A 15,106-nucleotide genomic window follows, 5' to 3' on the forward strand; every position below is an offset into this window, starting at 1 on the left:
GACGATGACGAACGAAGCAGCGCCCCCCTTGCAGGTCGACCCGGAAAGCCTGCGCAAGCATGCGACCAGCGTGCAGGGCCTGATGGCGCGGACGACCGCTGCCCTGGAAGCCGCGAGCTATATCGCCGCCGCCGATGACGCCTACGGTGCCATCCCGCGTCCGATCGTCGATTGGATTCTTTCCGATAACCACGCCTCGACCGTGGCGGCGATCCGCAAGGTGGCCGAGAAGGCCGCCGGGGTTCCCGGGAAATTGAACGCCGATGCGGACTCGTTCGAGGGCACCGACGGCACCTTCGCGCAAACACTCGAGGGGTTGCAGACAGCGATCGAAGATTCGAAGGGGGGACTCTAGATGGCCACCGAGATCGGGGAATGGCTCAACGCGCATACGCCGGGGTTCGACGACGAAGCGCCCCCGGAGGGCAACGAACTGATCGCCGACGGTACGAACTACCGCGAAGAATACTTCCAGGAAGACGCCTTCCTCCACCACAACGTCGGCTTGGCCGGCGAGGAAGGGCCCTGGGGAATTCTCGAGGGCACCATCGCCTACGACGCGTGGAAAGTCGTCTCGGATCTCAACAAGGACGCCTATCTGGACTCGGCCCTGGGGGCGATCGGGGTCGGCGCGACGGCCGCCGAAATCGGCACCGACCCATTGGCTTTCGTCGGCACCCAGATCGCTTCGTGGATGCTCGAACATGTCGAACCACTGCGCAAGGCATTCGATTCGCTCATGGGCAACCCGGATATGGTCGAAGCGTACGCGGGCACCTGGACGGAGATCGCGAAAGAACTCACGGCGATCCGTGGCGACTGGCAGACCGCTGTCGACACCGAAATCGCGACCTGGTCGGGGCACACCGCGATCGCCTACCGCAATTACGCGACGACCCTGCTCGATCAGATCGGCGCGGCAGGCGGTGCGGCTGCCGCGCTGGCGACCATCATGGAGAAGACCGCGAAAATCGTCGATGCGGTGCGAACACTGGTGCAGAACATTCTCACCGCGCTGTACGGTGCACTCTTCAGCTGGACCATCGAGCTGGCACTCTCCGGCGGCATGGCGGCACCGGTGGTGACCGCTCAGGCGACCACCCGCATCGCCGCGGAGACGGTCAAAGTCTCCACGTTGATCACCGAGATGCTCGACGTCCTGAAAGATATGGGTCCCTACAAGGAAGCCCTCACCTCTGTTCTCGAGACTTTGCTCGCGCCCGAAGGGGCTCCCGCGTAACGCCCGGACGTCCGCGGCCATCGCTGCCCCCGGCACATCCCCCAGCACGGACGCGAGAGGGGCGGCATCGACGCCCTTCGGCCGACTCCTTCGGCAACTCCCGGATACAGGAACCTCATGGACAACCCAGCAGACCGGCACCGGCCACCGCTTGCTCCGCCGCCGAGGCAGCATTCCTTCCCTGGGGCGCCGGTGCCCCGCCCGGTCACGCCCGGACAGCCCTATCACGGCACCATGCTGCCGCCCGATTTCATCCTGCCGTACCGTCATGACCCGGAATCGCCTATGCCCGAGTATGTTCCGGAGACCGGCGAGACCGGCATCGTCGTCCACGCAGCGTTCTACCGGTGGACGTTTCTGCCGTACGCTTATCTGGCCTGCAAACCGCGGATCACGGTGGACGGGCAGCGAATCCCGGACACATCGTGGGGTGCGAATTTCATTCCCGTCGCACCGGGGCTCCATCACGTCCGGATCAGCACCTACCCGTCGGCGTGGGCGCAAATGCGCCTGGTTATCGGAGCGCCGTGGATGGAACTGGGGTTCGCGGACGCCATGATCCCGGTGCGCGACCGACACCTGACCCGCACGCACTATCAGTCACCGTTGTCGAAGATTTTCGCCGGCGCGCTCGGTCCGCAACCGCGGGAACATTTTCCCGGTCGCCGTTTCTACCTGGTGATCCAATGCATGATCGGTGTACTGTTCGCCGCCATCGCGGGAGGGATTCTGTACTCGGCGCTCTTCGGATAACTGCTCGATCGCCGGCCGGCGATCAGCACACCGAGTGGCGGTCCGCAAGTACCTCAGCCGAGCAGCTGCAGGACCACGCCGTCTGCCAGTAGGCGGCCACGGTCGGTCAGGACGAGGCGGTCGTCACGTATCGACGCCAAACCGTCTGCGGCGACCTCTCGCGCGGCGCGTACGCCCGAGGAATCGAGATCGGATAGCGGCAGGCCCGTCCGCAGGCGTAGGGCGAGCATGACCCGCTCCAAGTAGCGGTCCTCGGCCGTGGGGGCTTCCCAGCCCGCGGCTGGTAGACCGCCTGTGACAGTGCGGTCGGCATAGCGGGCCGGGTGCTTCACGTTCCACCAGCGGACTCCCCCGACGTGGCTGTGCGCCCCGGGACCCGCGCCCAGCCAGTCACCGCCGTCCCAGTAGCCGAGGTTGTGGCGGCAGCGGGCGGCGTCGCCGGCCGCCCAGTTCGAGACCTCGTACCAGGCGAGACCGGCGGCGGCGAGGCGGGCGTCGATACGTTCGTAGCGGGCGGCGAGGACGTCGTCGTCGGGTGCGGGGAGTTCGCCGCGGCGTACCCGGCGGGCCAGTGCGGTGCCGTCTTCGACGATGAGCGAGTACGCCGATACGTGGTCCACACCCGCGTCCAGTACGGCGTCGAGGCTGGCGTCGAGATCGATGTCGCGTTCGCCCGGGGTGCCGTAGATCAGGTCGAGATTGATGTGGTCGAACCCGGCGGCCCGCGCCTCCCGGGCGGCGGCCACCGCGCGCCCGGGAGTGTGCGTGCGGTCCAGGACCGCCAGGACATGCGAGGCCGCCGACTGCATCCCCAGCGAGACGCGGGTGAACCCGGCAGCCCGTATGCGGTCGAAGAATTCGGGGGACGTGGATTCCGGGTTCGACTCGGTGGTCACCTCCGCACCCGGGGCCAGGTCGAATTCGGACCGGACCGCGTCGAGAATGCCGGCCAGTCCGTCCGCGCCGAGCAGCGACGGTGTGCCGCCGCCGACGAAGACGGTGGTGACCGGCGGCGTGGCGCTGGGTAGCTGCGCGAACTGCCCGGCGGCGGCCGCGAGTTCCCGGCGCAGCGCGACCGCCCACGATTCCGGCGAGGCGGAGGTGCCCAGTTCACCGGCGGTGTAGGTGTTGAAATCGCAGTATCCGCAGCGGGTCGCGCAGAACGGCACGTGGACGTAGATGCCGAACGGCCCGCCGCCGAAATCGCGCAGCACCGGGGCGGTGTCGCTGTGCGGGGTCGCGGTGGCGGGCGAAGTCATCGTTCCAGTGTGCCGGGCCGCGGCTCAGCCTGCGATAACCGGGGTGTTCTGGTTGGCGGTGAGCATCCAGCGCCCGTTCTCCTCGGTCATCACGTACAGCGGGGCGCCTTCGCTGTCCAGGTCGCCGTCGTCGGTGTAGTACCGCTGCCGCACCTTGACCGTCGCCACATCGGGCCGGAGGAACAGGATGTGCTCGACGGCGTAGGTGACCCGGTCTTTCAAGGCGGAACCCGGCAGTACCCGAGCTGTGAACTCCGCGATCGCGGGCTGTCCGTACAGCCGCTTACCGTGGCCGGTGGTCCACAGGGCGTCCGCACGGAACAATGCGGCGAACCGGTCGACGTCCTCGCTTGCCTGCGCCTGCGCAACGGCGCCGACCACAGCGTGGATCGCTGCGATCTCGGTATCGGTATCGGCCGGTGCGTAGGCCGACCCGCCTGTTTCGGTACTCATACCGTCAGCCGGCAACCTCGAGTTACCTCGAGGTCAACCCTTCCTTTCCTGCCGGATCCCCGACCCCGTCAAGAAAATATGACGACCGTCACATATAACCGGCCGGAACCAGGGGATTCCCCGGGACATCACGGGAAATACTGGTAGGGCGGTCGGAATACGCGTGACGGCATGGCACAATGGGTCGCATGCGCGCATCCGGAGTTCGACTTGTGGCCCGTCGCCACGTCGACTACAAGCGCGTCTGCAGCGCCTGTTGTCTGCCCGGCTCCGCCCGGTAGCTCAGCTGCGCCCAGTCCCGGTTTTCCGGTGATCTTCCCCGATTCGAGGATTTCGGCCTGCTGATACCGCGGGTGCGAGTCAGCCCCTCGCGCCCTCAGCACGGACCCAAGCCATACCCAGCAGGAGCGACTTCATGACGTCGAGTACCGACGCCGCCACCCCCGCGAAGGCCGAGACCCCGGCAAAAGGCGAGACGCCCGCACGCCCCACTCGCGCCCGCACCGGTAAACCGGTGCGCCGCCGCGCCGAAGGCCAGTGGGCGCTCGGCTACCGGGAGCCGCTGAACCCGAACGAGCAGTCCAAGAAGGACGACAATCCGCTCAACGTCCGGGCCCGGATCGAGAACATCTACGCCAAGAACGGGTTCGACAGCATCGACAAGGGCGATCTCCGCGGGCGTTTCCGCTGGTGGGGCCTGTACACCCAGCGTGAGCAGGGTTACGACGGCACCTGGACCGGTGACGAGAACATCGACCTGCTCGAAGCCGAATACTTCATGATGCGGATCCGCTGCGACGGTGGCGCACTGAACGTCGCACAGTTACGCACCCTCGGCGGAATTTCCACCGAATTCGGCCGCGATACCGCCGATATCTCGGACCGGGAGAACATCCAGTACCACTGGATCGAGATCGAGAACGTTCCGGAGATCTGGCGGCGGATCGAATCGGTGGGCCTGCAGACCACCGAAGCGTGCGGCGACTGCCCGCGTGTGGTGCTCGGCTCCCCGCTGGCCGGTGAATCGCTGGACGAGATCATCGACCCCACGCCCGCGCTGGACGAGATCGTCCGCCGCTACATCGGCAAGCCGGAGTACTCCAACCTGCCGCGCAAGTTCAAGACCGCGATCTCCGGCCAGCAGGACGTGGTGCACGAGATCAACGATGTCGCGTTCATCGGCGTGAACCATCCCGAGCACGGGCCGGGCCTGGATCTGTGGGTCGGCGGCGGGCTGTCCACCAACCCGATGCTGGCGCAGCGGGTGGGTGCGTGGGTACCGCTGGACGAAGTGCCCGAGGTCTGGGAAGCCGTCGTCAGCCTGTTCCGCGACTACGGCTACCGCCGGTTGCGCACCAAGGCACGGCTGAAGTTCCTCATCAAGGACTGGGGTATCGAGAAGTTCCGGCAGGTTCTCGAGGACGAGTTCCTGAAGCGGAAGCTGATCGACGGCCCGGCGCCGGAGCAGCCGAGCCGGCCGATCGACCACGTCGGCGTGCAGAGGCTGCGCAACGGGCTCAACGCCGTGGGCTTCTCCCCCATCGCGGGCCGGGTCTCCGGCACGATCCTCACGAAAGTTGCCGATGCGGTGGAACGGGCCGGCGCAGACCGGATCCGCTTCACGCCGTACCAGAAGATCGTTGTTCTCGATATCGCCGACGACAAGGTCGAGCAGCTGATCGCCGAACTGGAACCGCTGGGCTTGCAAGCGCGGCCCTCGGTGTGGCGGCGCAATCTGCTGGCCTGCAGCGGCATCGAATTCTGCAAACTGTCCTTCGTCGAGACCCGGAAGCGGTCGCAGGTGCTGGCGCCGGAGCTCGAACAGCGGCTCGCCGATATCAACGCCGAACTCGATGTGCCGATCACGATCAATATCAACGGCTGCCCGAACTCCTGCGGCCGGTCCCAGATCGCCGATATCGGGTTCAAGGGCCAGTTGGTGGACGACGGCGACGGGAATCAGGTCGAGGGCTACCAGGTTCATCTGGGTGGCAGCCTCGGTCTCGACAGCAGTTTCGGCCGCAAACTACGCCAGCACAAGGTGACCAGCGCCGAACTGGGCGATTACATCGAGCGCGTGGTGCGCAACTTCGTCAAACTCCGCGAGGGCGGTGAACGGTTCGCGCAGTGGGCTGTTCGCGCCGAGGAAGCCGATCTGCGATGAAACCCGCAAGCGTGGTGACGGGAGAACCCACTGTGACAACCGAGCAGAAGCAGTTGCCTGCCAAACTGGGCGCCGACGAACTCCGGGCGCTGGCCGAACGCGGGGCCGCCGAACTCGGCCCGGACGCGACGGCCGCGGAGCTGCTGCGCTGGACCGACGAGAACTTCGGCAGCGGCTATATCGTCGCGTCGAATATGCAGGACGGGGTGCTGGTGCAGCTGGCGGCCCAGGTGCGGCCGGGCGTGGATGTGCTGTTCCTCGACACCGGCTACCACTTCGCCGAAACCATGGGTACCCGTGACGCGGTGGAAGCGGTATATGGAGTGAACGTGGTGAATGTGCGCCCCGAACACACCGTCGACGAGCAGGACGCACTATTGGGTAAGGACCTGTTCGCCCGCGACGCCGGGGAATGCTGCCGGCTGCGCAAGGTGGTGCCGCTGCGTAATTCGCTGGCCCCCTACAACGCCTGGGTCACCGGTATCCGCCGGGTGGAGGCCCCCACCCGCGCGAACGCTCCGCTGATCTCCTTCGACGAGGGTTTCGGGCTGGTGAAGATCAACCCGATCGCGCCGTGGTCCGACGACGAGATGCAGGACTACATCGAAAAGCATTCGATTCTCGTCAATCCCCTGGTGGAGGAGGGGTATCCGTCCATCGGCTGCGCTCCGTGCACACGGAAGCCGGAGCCGGGTTCCGATCCGCGAAGCGGCCGCTGGGCCGGGCTCGCCAAAACCGAATGTGGGTTGCACGCATCATGACCGACGTAATCACCGAACGTTCTGTCGGCCTCTCGGATTTCGACACCCTGGCCGCGCTGGAATCGGAAGCCATCCATATCTTCCGTGAGGTCGCGGGTGAATTCGAACGGCCGGTGATCCTGTTCTCCGGCGGTAAGGACTCCACTGTCCTGTTGCATCTGGCGCTGAAGGCCTTCTGGCCGGCGCCGCTGCCGTTCGCGCTGCTGCATGTGGACACCGGGCACAACCTGCCCGAGGTGCTCGAATTCCGCGATCATGTGGTCGAGAAGTACGGCCTGCGGCTGCATGTGGCCGCCGTGGAGGACTATATCGCCGACGGCCGTCTCACCGAACGCGCCGATGGTATCCGCAACCCGCTGCAGACCGTCCCGCTGCTGGACGCGATCAGCGAGAACCGGTTCGACGCGGTGTTCGGCGGCGGCCGCCGCGACGAGGAACGTTCCCGCGCCAAGGAGCGGATCTTCTCCCTGCGCAACGCCTTCGGGCAGTGGGATCCGAAACGGCAGCGGCCCGAACTGTGGAACCTGTACAACGGGCGGCACGCACCGGGCGAACATGTGCGGGTGTTCCCGCTGTCGAACTGGACCGAACTCGATATCTGGCGTTATATCGCCCGCGAGAACGTAGAACTGGCCACCATCTACTACGCGCACCAGCGGCCGGTGTATCAGCGCGACGGTATGTGGATGACCCCCGGTAGCTGGGGCGGCCCGCGTGAGGACGAGGTCCTGGAGACCCGTTCGGTGCGGTACCGCACCGTCGGCGACGGTTCCACCACCGGCGCCATCCTGTCCGACGCTGCCGATAACGAGGCCATTCTGGCCGAGGTCGCCGCCTCCCGGCTGACCGAACGCGGCGCCACCCGTGGCGACGACCGGGTCTCGGAAGCCGCCATGGAAGACCGTAAACGAGAGGGTTATTTCTGATATGTCCGACCTATTGAGGCTGGCCACCGCCGGTTCTGTCGACGACGGCAAGTCCACCCTGGTCGGACGTCTGCTCTACGACACCAAGTCCGTTCTCGCCGACCAGATCGACGCGGTGACCCGGGCGTCGGTGGACAAGGGTCTGTCCACCCCCGACCTCTCGCTGCTGGTGGACGGTCTGCGCGCCGAACGCGAACAGGGCATCACCATCGATGTCGCCTACCGGTATTTCGCGACACCGAAACGTTCGTTCGTCCTGGCCGATACCCCCGGACATGTCCAGTACACCCGCAACACCGTGTCCGGCGCATCCACCGCACAGCTGGTGATCCTGCTGGTGGACGCCCGCAAAGGCGTGATCGAGCAGACCCGCCGCCACGCCGCGGTGCTGGCGCTGCTCGGGGTGCCGAAACTGGTGCTGGCCGTGAACAAGATCGATCTCATCGGTGTCGACGAGCCCAGCGAACAGGCCCGGCAGGCCGCGGCCGGCAAGGTTTTCGCCGAAATCTCCGCCGAGTTCTCGCATCTCACCCGCACACTCGGCTGGGCGGAGGAGGATGTGCTGGAGATCCCGGTCTCCGCGCTGCGCGGAGACAATATCGCCACCCGCTCCGATGAAACCCCGTACTACAGCGGCCCGTCGCTGATCGAGCATCTCGAATCGGTGCCCGTGGACGCGGACAACTCCGGAAGCCACGCGGTGGGCCTGCGGTTTCCGGTGCAATACGTGATCCGGCCGCGCACTCCCGAATACCCCGACTACCGCGGATATGCGGGTCAGATCGCGGCGGGTTCGGTGGCACCGGGCGACGAGGTCGTAGTGCTGCCCTCCGGTATCCGCACCACCGTGGAGCGGATCGACACTCCTGACGGGGAGCTCGCGGTCGCGCAAGCCGGGCGTAGTGTCACGCTGATCCTGGCCGACGAGGTCGATATCTCCCGCGGCGATACCATCGCCTCCCCCGGCGATGCCCCGGAGCCGGTCGATACCTTCGATGCCACCGTCTGCTGGCTCGGCGACAAACCGCTGCGCCCCGGTGCGCGGCTGCTGCTCAAACACGGCACCCGGACCACGCAGGCCATCGTGGGTACGCTCACCGAGCGCTTCGACGAACAGCGCCTGATCGCCGATCCGAACCCGGAATCGTTGTCCCTCAACGATATCGGTCGCATCTCGATACGCGTCGCCGAACCGATCGCGACCGACGACTACCGCACCAACCGGCACACCGGCAGCTTCCTGCTCATCGACCCCGCGGGCGGCAACACCCTCGCTGCCGGGCTGGTCGGGGATGTTCTCAGCGCGGTAGAGGTCGGAACCGAGGCCTGATGCCGGCCCCCACGCTGGTCGCGGTGGCGCACGGCAGCCGGGATCCCCGGTCCGCCGCCACCGTCGCCGCGCTCATGGACCAGGTCCGCGCGGCCCGCCCGGAGGCGTCCGCGCGTCTGGCGTTCCTGGACCTGAACGCACCCTCGGTCGGTCAGGTACTGGATGCGGTGGCCGAATCCGGGCAAACCCACGCCGTTGTGGTTCCGCTGCTGCTCGGCAGTGCCTTCCACGCTCGGGTCGATCTTCCCGGCCTACTGGCAGCGGCAACGGCCCGGCATCCACGACTACAGGCGACCCAGGCCGATGTCCTGGGCGCCGATCCACGCCTGGTCTGGGTGCTGGACAACCGGGTTCGCGCGGCATTCGCGGCCCGCGGCTGGAACCCGCTGCACGACCGAGTGGGAATCGCACTCGCCGCGGTCGGGTCGTCCTCGGCGGTCGCCAACCGCAGCACCGCCCGCCTGGCCCGCCGATTCGCCGCGCAGACCGGCCACCCGACGGAGATATGCTTCGCCACCACGCAGCCATCGCTGACAGACGCGATACAGCGGCTACGTGCGCGCGGCGCGGAAAACCTACTGGTGGCCCCCTGGTTCCTGGCGCCCGGCCTGCTCACCGACCGGCTACTCGCCGAAGCCCCCACCCTCCCACACGCCGCGGTACTGGGCCCGGAGCCCCTCCTCGCCGAGGTCGTGTGGAACCGCTACGACGCCGCAGCCACCCGAAACCTGCCCCTCTCGGCCTGAAGGGTCCGGCTGGTGATGCCGCGTAATCAACTGTCGCGGGTTCGGCGTGCTGGGGGCAGCTCTCTGGTCGCGGAAATGCGGCATCGTGGGGTTCGTGACCGAATTGGTGGAACGTGTTGACGAGCATGACCGAGTTCTCGGTGTAGTCGACCGGGACGAGGCTATCCGGGCCGGATGGCTGCATCGGGTGGCAACCGTGGTGTGCCGTGATGGTGAGGGGCGGGTCTTTGTGCATCGGCGTCCGGAGGACAGTTCGCGGTTTCCCGGTTATTACAACTGGTTGATCGGCGGCGCGGTCGCTGTCGGCGAGTCCTATGAGGAAGCGGCCGGCCGTGAACTCACCGAGGAACTCCGTGTCCGTGGCCGGACCCGGTTCGTCCTGAAGTTTCTGTGCCAGGGGGCGATCGCACCCTATTGGCTGGGTGTTCACGAGGCGGTCATCGACCGGCATGTAGTTCCGGATCCGACGGAGATCGGTTGGTATGGCTGGCTGTCGGAGGCCGAGCTGAGAGAAGCGCTGCGGCAGTGGCCCTTCGTACCCGATAGCATCGAGGCTTTCGGCAAGTATGCGGCTTAACCATCGTGTGTTCGAAGCCGAAGGCTTCAGACTCCGGTTGCACGGTATAGATCAGCCCGGAATCCGCGGCGCTGGGATCATGACATCAGGTGACGCTCCACCGATTCAAGCTTTTCGTTGAGGGTGTTGGTGTGACCCGGACGGATATCGGCCTTGATGATGATGCTGGCCCGGTTCGAAACGGCCAGTACCGCATCGGTGGCGTGCTTGATCACCTCCATCACCTCATCCCATTCACCTTCCAGTTCAGTGAAGGATGCGGCGGTTCGGGACGGCAGCCCGCTGGCGCGGATGACCTGAACGGCAGCGGCAACCTGTTCGCCGACGCTTTCTCCATCGCCGACCGGAGTAATCGAGAAGGCTGCGAGCACGGGGGTCTCCTTGTCTGACCGGTTCGTCGGCGGTGTTGCAGGGCACCGCCGAGGTTGTCGCTGCGACGCGCGATTTACACAGTACGCAGGAATTCGCGGCTTTTCTGACGTAGTTCGGACACCGAGCTGAGCTTCTTGATCCTGGGGTCGTCCGTCAGCCCGTGGATTCTGCTGATGCCTTGCACGATTCGCCGGGAAGTGGTTCCGCCGGCGCAGTCGACGACTTCAGTGGCAAGCGCGGCGCCCTCATCGACATCTCCCCGACGCAGGTGAAGTGCTGCGAGCTGTGCGGTGCTCAACAGGCGCGATCGTGCGTGCCGGCTCGATAGATCTTGCGCTCTGTTGAGGCGCGTGACGGTGGCAGGTACCTCGACTCCCCGAGTCAAGGCCAGTTCGAAAAGACCGTGCGCCACGTCGGTAGCGAGCAGGTTCTCGGTGTAGTAGTCCCGGAATCCCTCGTGGTAGGTGTCGGGGTGGTCCTCGTTTCGGGCCTCAGCGAAGTATTGTTCGGCCTCGGCGACCGCACGTAGGCACTCGCGTCGGTTCCCTTGGCGGCCGAACACACGAGCCCGCACTGCGGCAATATCGGCGCGACGCAACATCGACAGTTTGTCTGCGCGAATCGATGCCATACCGAGGCTGTCCAGTGCGTCCTCGAGATAGCCGCGGTAGATGGATTGCCGGGCCATGCAGGTAAGAATCGCTGCTCGTACCCACCACTCGCCCTCCACCGCGACCATACTCAACGCGCGGTCGAAGATACTGCGGGCACGGACGTGGTCACCGCGGTCGTAATAGGCCCACCCTGCGACCCGGTAGAACGTCGCTACCGACACCCTCATCCCAATCTCCACGTGGGGCGTCATCCTAGCGTCCAAGTACCCAGTAGCGACCTGCATCTGTGCAGCCATGCCTGCGATCGCCCCCAGTCCGGCGTCGTCCGCCTGCCTGAACAGCGCGGCCCATCCGGTGACCTGCTCGACGTGTTCCATTCCCACCCACGGTGGCGGACTTTCCGACGCTGGTTCGACTATCAACTGACGGATGTCGAGCAATGCGGCGGCAACAGGTAGCGCTGCCACACCACGTAGAAAGTCCTGGCGCCCGACCTCGGCGTCTGCGGCACTGGGACCGCCGCAGCGCCGGGCACGGGAGTTATAGAACCCCAGTTCCGACGGCGTGCAGTCGAATAGATTGCAGAGAGCATCGCGGTAGGGCTTGCGCGGCCAGGTGTGGTTTCCCCGCAGCAGTTTCCTGATCGATTCTTCGGTGTAGGTGCCCGAACTGCCGGTGCTGATTCTGACCAGATCGTTGATCAGGTCCGCCAGACGAGCCTGCGTCCACCCGGATTCGCCGATACGCCGCTCGAATCTCGAATTAGACATTCGCTCCATCACCCCTGACCATTCGGCACGATGCGCTCACCCTGCCGACCGATTGTCCGGCCAAGGAGGGCCCGGTTGTCAACCCCTCGTATTACGCCCCGATTTCGCGGGGGCGGAAACAAGGCATTTCTCGACCTGGTGAAAAGCCCTGCCAGCGTGTGAATCTCAAACCATCGCCGTTACCTCGGTTGGTCGCGGCAACTGGCTCGACGCGACGAATAGCTTTCTGATCCAACCTGCGAACCGGGGCGTACCCGGGGTAACCGGGTGCGGCTCTGTTGCTCACCACCGCAATGAAATCAACGACACAACGAGGTCTCCCCATGACAGAAATACCCCCGCTGCCCGTCCGGGTACCTTACAACCAGGCCATGGCCACCACACTCCGGATCTGGCACAACTGCAATCGTGGGCTGATGGAGCGAATCGCTGCCGGTCTCCGAGCACTCGACCACCCCGCCGGGTGCAGGTCGCAAGAGCCGATACATGGGTACGCGCACGCACATCAGGTGATGGGTGTGCACAGCGGTCACCGCTGCCCACGCTACGACCTGGCTGTCCGCTACACCCAGCAGGCACGCCCATGACGGCACTGCGGCGCGCCGTGGTGTTGTGTCGGCCGGACACCTCGAGTCGCGAAATCCACTGCCTGGCAACTCGGTACGCTCTCGAGGTCGTCTATTCGGTGCTCACCGACACCGAATCATCGAAACTCGCCGCCATGATCGCCGCGCAACACATTATCGAGCACAACGCCGAGGTATTGATGATTCCGCATCTCACCACAATGGTTGCGAACGATCGGCAATGGCGGCCTGTCATTGCACTTGCGGAGGTCATCGCGGCCGATGGCCGGATTCATCGGCAGGGCGGCCAACAGGATCGGTGATGCCGTGGCTGAAAGCCGGCAGTACAAACCAACCTTGGTGGCAGACTTCGGTATGTGAACGATACCCCGGCTTCCACGATCACCTGCGGCAGACGGGGCCACGCACAACCCGACGTGCACGACCGGGCCGGTCGGCTCGCTGCCAGCGGAAGCGGACATCTGCACTACACCGTGGGATCTGCGTACCGGGTGCAGGAAGACGGCGATCATTCCGTCTCCGGTTACGGGATGCGAAGGGAGGGTGGTCGCGATCGGTGACCACGTGACCTGGCCGTAGAACCGGCTACTGCCGCGACGGATCCAAACTCAGCCACCGCTGCGGACGCATCCGGACGACGACTGTCTCAGCGGTGAGGTTCTGTTCGACGTACTCCGCACCCGCTTCTTTTCCGAGGTACCGGACGGCGATCAGCAGTGCGATCTCCGCGCTGGCGGGCTCTATGCTGGATACCTCTCCTTCGACCGTGACATACCGATAGGGGGGATGCTCATCCTGCGCTGTCAGCGAGAAACGTCCCGCGTCCCGGATGCACCGAGCCTTCACCGAACCGGTTTCGATCCAGATGAGCAATTCCCCACCGGGCTCGTACGCGTACCAAATCGGTACTGCGAGCGGCGCACGCGCGGGACGCTCGATCGCGATCACCCCCACATGGAGGTCGGCCAGGAACGCTTCTCGTTCCGCTCTTGTCATCGTCGGCATCGGGCAGCTCTCCCCTGATCGGTGATACTGACCCCGGGTAACCGCAAGCAGTACCCGGGATATTCCCGAGATTTCGGTCGTCTCGGCCATCAACGGCCAGGCGTGCGAGATCGCGTCGGATCGAGACTGGCAGGGCCTGGTAATGAACTGTCGCGAGTTCGTGGTGCCCGGCCGGACGGTTTGCGGGCCGGGCCCGTGGGACGGAGGCGTAGCGGGTCCAGAAGCCGCAGCGTGGGCAGCGGCGCGGGTGGCTTTGTCGTGGTAGCCGAGAGCATCGGCGACGACTCCGGCAAGTCTACAAGCGTCGTCTCCATGGTCATACGGCCGAACTGGCATCCGAGCCGCAGATACCGTATTGATGCGCCGCAGGGATACCGGCCATAGTGTGTCTCAGGTTCAGCCTGGACCACTTCGCCGGGGGCCCACCGCCGCGCCGGACCACTCGTGAACTACTGATCGCAGCCCGAGCTGCGATTCCACGGAGGCGCCGTCGGCCGATGATTTTGTTCAGAACCAGCGTTCCAGGACGGCGGCCACTCCGTCGGCGGTGACATCGGCGGTCACCTCGTCGACAATTGCGTGCAGTTCGACGGGGGCGTTCGCCATGGCGACGGAATGCCCGGCCCAGGCGAACATTTCCCGGTCGTTGAACCCGTCCCCGATGGCCAGCGTGGCTTCGCGTGGAATGTTCAGTGCCCGGCGCAACTGCTCCAGCGCCCAGCCTTTGGACACTCCGCGGCGGGAAATCGTGAGCCATGGGCCGAACTCACCGTAGACCCAGCTGATATCCGGAACGGCAAGGGTTTCCAGGAGACTGCGCATCTCGGTGACCGAGCCCTCGGGCCACCAGCAGTTCAGCCGGGGTGTGGGCACGCTGCACAGGGTGTGGTGGTCGACCACCAGGTATTCCCCGCCGGCGTAGTACTCGCCGGGACTCATTCCGGTCGCCCAGAAACCCGACCCCACCTGCTCCGCGGTGAAAATCATATCGGGGAAAAGATCCCGCAACGCCGTCACCGCCGGCCGCGGATCGAAGGTGTGCACCGCGGTCGGCTCGGCCGCTTCGATATCGATATGGACAGCCCCGTTCGAGCAGACGGCGTGCCCCCGTACGAGACCCAGTTCGGCGAGTACCGGCCGGGTGCTCACCACGGTCCGCCCGGTACTCACCACGACATGCGCTCCGGCCGCAACGGCCGACCGAACTGTTGCCGCCACCCGATCGGTCACCGGCGCACCGGTTTTCAGCAATGTACCGTCGACATCCAGTGCAATCAGCCGCGGTGGCTCCCTGTCTACATCCACCTTCTCGATTCTCCCGTGGACCGGGTTCCCCGGCACCGGATTTCGTTATCCGATCCGGCAACTACCTCGCTGATCGACCACCGGTTTCCTGCACTCGGTTACGCGTCGCAGTGCTCGCCGGTGAGACCGCCACGATCACGACATGAATCCGCTCCATCGCGGGGACCGGCAGATTCTTCGCGCGTCGGCCGTGCGGTCAGTTGTCGGAGCCGCCGAACCCGCCCCCTCCGAAACCTCCGGAATT

Annotated in this window: 18 protein-coding genes; 12 read left to right on the top strand and 6 right to left on the bottom strand. The window is 65.6% G+C overall.

Annotation, left to right across the window (positions count from 1 at the left end):
- Positions 1-4: 4 nt before the first annotated feature.
- The 3 genes from NFL01S_RS17630 (at position 5) to NFL01S_RS17640 (ending at position 1,993) form a co-directional block, all read left to right on the top strand.
- Complete coding sequence (locus NFL01S_RS17630; RefSeq protein WP_062976570.1) at positions 5-355, top strand: type VII secretion target; 351 nt, start codon at positions 5-7, stop codon at positions 353-355.
- On the top strand, positions 356-1,240 hold the full coding sequence (locus tag NFL01S_RS17635; RefSeq protein WP_062976572.1) for a hypothetical protein: 885 nt from the start codon (positions 356-358) through the stop codon (positions 1,238-1,240). It abuts the gene before it with no gap.
- A gap of 117 nt (positions 1,241-1,357) precedes the next feature.
- Positions 1,358-1,993: a hypothetical protein gene (locus NFL01S_RS17640; RefSeq protein ID WP_157116617.1), complete on the top strand. Its 636-nt coding sequence runs from the start codon at positions 1,358-1,360 to the stop codon at positions 1,991-1,993.
- 53 nt (positions 1,994-2,046) lie between these two features.
- Here NFL01S_RS17640 and hemW read toward each other — a convergent pair whose 3' ends face one another.
- On the bottom strand, positions 2,047-3,252 hold the full coding sequence (gene hemW / locus NFL01S_RS17645; RefSeq protein ID WP_084492794.1) for a radical SAM family heme chaperone HemW: 1,206 nt from the start codon (positions 3,250-3,252) through the stop codon (positions 2,047-2,049).
- Positions 3,253-3,276: 24 nt separating this feature from the next.
- A complete protein-coding gene (locus NFL01S_RS17650) occupies positions 3,277-3,705 on the bottom strand; it encodes an SgcJ/EcaC family oxidoreductase (protein ID WP_062976581.1) in 429 nt (142 codons plus the stop codon).
- Positions 3,706-3,893: 188 nt separating this feature from the next.
- Here NFL01S_RS17650 and NFL01S_RS37650 point away from each other — a divergent pair, with 188 nt between their 5' ends.
- The 7 genes from NFL01S_RS37650 to NFL01S_RS17680 all read left to right on the top strand — a co-directional run bounded on the left by NFL01S_RS37650 (position 3,894) and on the right by NFL01S_RS17680 (position 10,209).
- The gene (locus NFL01S_RS37650; protein ID WP_357054283.1) at positions 3,894-3,986 is read left to right on the top strand and encodes an Ms4527A family Cys-rich leader peptide; all 93 of its coding nucleotides are present in this window, start codon (positions 3,894-3,896) and stop codon (positions 3,984-3,986) included.
- A 134-nt stretch (positions 3,987-4,120) separates the two neighbouring features.
- Positions 4,121-5,869 (top strand): nitrite/sulfite reductase, encoded by a 1,749-nt coding sequence (locus NFL01S_RS17655; RefSeq protein ID WP_062976583.1) that lies wholly within the window; start codon positions 4,121-4,123, stop codon positions 5,867-5,869.
- On the top strand, positions 5,866-6,630 hold the full coding sequence (locus NFL01S_RS17660) for a phosphoadenylyl-sulfate reductase (protein ID WP_157116619.1): 765 nt from the start codon (positions 5,866-5,868) through the stop codon (positions 6,628-6,630). The genes NFL01S_RS17655 and NFL01S_RS17660 overlap by 4 nt, the downstream gene beginning before the upstream one ends.
- Entirely contained in the window at positions 6,609-7,556 is a 948-nt protein-coding gene (gene cysD / locus NFL01S_RS17665; RefSeq protein WP_174555696.1) for a sulfate adenylyltransferase subunit CysD, read from the top strand. Before NFL01S_RS17660 ends, cysD begins: the two co-directional genes overlap by 22 nt.
- 1 nt (position 7,557) lies before the next feature.
- Positions 7,558-8,886: a sulfate adenylyltransferase subunit 1 gene (locus NFL01S_RS17670; protein ID WP_062976587.1), complete on the top strand. Its 1,329-nt coding sequence runs from the start codon at positions 7,558-7,560 to the stop codon at positions 8,884-8,886.
- Positions 8,886-9,632: a sirohydrochlorin chelatase gene (locus NFL01S_RS17675; RefSeq protein WP_062976588.1), complete on the top strand. Its 747-nt coding sequence runs from the start codon at positions 8,886-8,888 to the stop codon at positions 9,630-9,632. The genes NFL01S_RS17670 and NFL01S_RS17675 overlap by 1 nt, the downstream gene beginning before the upstream one ends.
- A gap of 94 nt (positions 9,633-9,726) precedes the next feature.
- On the top strand, positions 9,727-10,209 hold the full coding sequence (locus tag NFL01S_RS17680) for an NUDIX hydrolase (protein ID WP_062976704.1): 483 nt from the start codon (positions 9,727-9,729) through the stop codon (positions 10,207-10,209).
- Positions 10,210-10,286: 77 nt separating this feature from the next.
- On the opposite strand, the gene NFL01S_RS17685 is transcribed toward NFL01S_RS17680, so the two are convergent.
- Positions 10,287-10,580: an MTH1187 family thiamine-binding protein gene (locus NFL01S_RS17685; protein WP_062976590.1), complete on the bottom strand. Its 294-nt coding sequence runs from the start codon at positions 10,578-10,580 to the stop codon at positions 10,287-10,289.
- A gap of 74 nt (positions 10,581-10,654) precedes the next feature.
- The gene (locus tag NFL01S_RS17690) at positions 10,655-11,974 is read right to left on the bottom strand and encodes an NsdA family TPR-like regulatory protein (protein WP_503826395.1); all 1,320 of its coding nucleotides are present in this window, start codon (positions 11,972-11,974) and stop codon (positions 10,655-10,657) included.
- A 314-nt stretch (positions 11,975-12,288) separates the two neighbouring features.
- Here NFL01S_RS17690 and NFL01S_RS35545 point away from each other — a divergent pair, with 314 nt between their 5' ends.
- Together NFL01S_RS35545 and NFL01S_RS17695 are read left to right on the top strand one after the other, a co-directional pair.
- Positions 12,289-12,552, top strand: coding sequence for a hypothetical protein (locus NFL01S_RS35545; RefSeq protein ID WP_157116623.1), 264 nt, complete (start codon positions 12,289-12,291; stop codon positions 12,550-12,552).
- Between the two features lie 98 nt (positions 12,553-12,650).
- Entirely contained in the window at positions 12,651-12,854 is a 204-nt protein-coding gene (locus NFL01S_RS17695) for a hypothetical protein (protein ID WP_157116624.1), read from the top strand.
- A gap of 283 nt (positions 12,855-13,137) precedes the next feature.
- Here the strand turns inward: NFL01S_RS17695 and NFL01S_RS17700 are convergent, their stop codons facing one another.
- A complete protein-coding gene (locus tag NFL01S_RS17700) occupies positions 13,138-13,557 on the bottom strand; it encodes a pyridoxamine 5'-phosphate oxidase family protein (RefSeq protein ID WP_174555697.1) in 420 nt (139 codons plus the stop codon).
- Between the two features lie 507 nt (positions 13,558-14,064).
- Positions 14,065-14,862, bottom strand: a complete 798-nt coding sequence (locus NFL01S_RS17705) for an HAD family hydrolase (protein ID WP_062976708.1) — start codon at positions 14,860-14,862, stop codon at positions 14,065-14,067.
- Positions 14,863-15,106 lie beyond the last annotated feature (244 nt).

It is taken from the genome of Nocardia flavorosea NBRC 108225, from assembly GCF_001613385.1.
GTDB lineage: Bacteria > Actinomycetota > Actinomycetes > Mycobacteriales > Mycobacteriaceae > Nocardia > Nocardia flavorosea.

Bases quoted from the DNA above. Each gene is read 5' to 3' on its own strand.
- NFL01S_RS17630 (WP_062976570.1), top strand. From the start codon at position 5: ATGACGAACGAAGCAGCGCCCCCCTTGCAGGTCGACCCGGAAAGCCTG.
- NFL01S_RS17635 (WP_062976572.1), top strand. From the start codon at position 356: ATGGCCACCGAGATCGGGGAATGGCTCAACGCGCATACGCCGGGGTTC.
- NFL01S_RS17640 (WP_157116617.1), top strand. From the start codon at position 1,358: ATGGACAACCCAGCAGACCGGCACCGGCCACCGCTTGCTCCGCCGCCG.
- hemW (WP_084492794.1), bottom strand. From the start codon at position 3,252: ATGACTTCGCCCGCCACCGCGACCCCGCACAGCGACACCGCCCCGGTG.
- NFL01S_RS17650 (WP_062976581.1), bottom strand. From the start codon at position 3,705: ATGAGTACCGAAACAGGCGGGTCGGCCTACGCACCGGCCGATACCGAT.
- NFL01S_RS37650 (WP_357054283.1), top strand. From the start codon at position 3,894: ATGCGCGCATCCGGAGTTCGACTTGTGGCCCGTCGCCACGTCGACTAC.
- NFL01S_RS17655 (WP_062976583.1), top strand. From the start codon at position 4,121: ATGACGTCGAGTACCGACGCCGCCACCCCCGCGAAGGCCGAGACCCCG.
- NFL01S_RS17660 (WP_157116619.1), top strand. From the start codon at position 5,866: ATGAAACCCGCAAGCGTGGTGACGGGAGAACCCACTGTGACAACCGAG.
- cysD (WP_174555696.1), top strand. From the start codon at position 6,609: ATGTGGGTTGCACGCATCATGACCGACGTAATCACCGAACGTTCTGTC.
- NFL01S_RS17670 (WP_062976587.1), top strand. From the start codon at position 7,558: ATGTCCGACCTATTGAGGCTGGCCACCGCCGGTTCTGTCGACGACGGC.
- NFL01S_RS17675 (WP_062976588.1), top strand. From the start codon at position 8,886: ATGCCGGCCCCCACGCTGGTCGCGGTGGCGCACGGCAGCCGGGATCCC.
- NFL01S_RS17690 (WP_503826395.1), bottom strand. From the start codon at position 11,974: ATGGAGCGAATGTCTAATTCGAGATTCGAGCGGCGTATCGGCGAATCC.
- NFL01S_RS35545 (WP_157116623.1), top strand. From the start codon at position 12,289: ATGACAGAAATACCCCCGCTGCCCGTCCGGGTACCTTACAACCAGGCC.
- NFL01S_RS17700 (WP_174555697.1), bottom strand. From the start codon at position 13,557: ATGCCGACGATGACAAGAGCGGAACGAGAAGCGTTCCTGGCCGACCTC.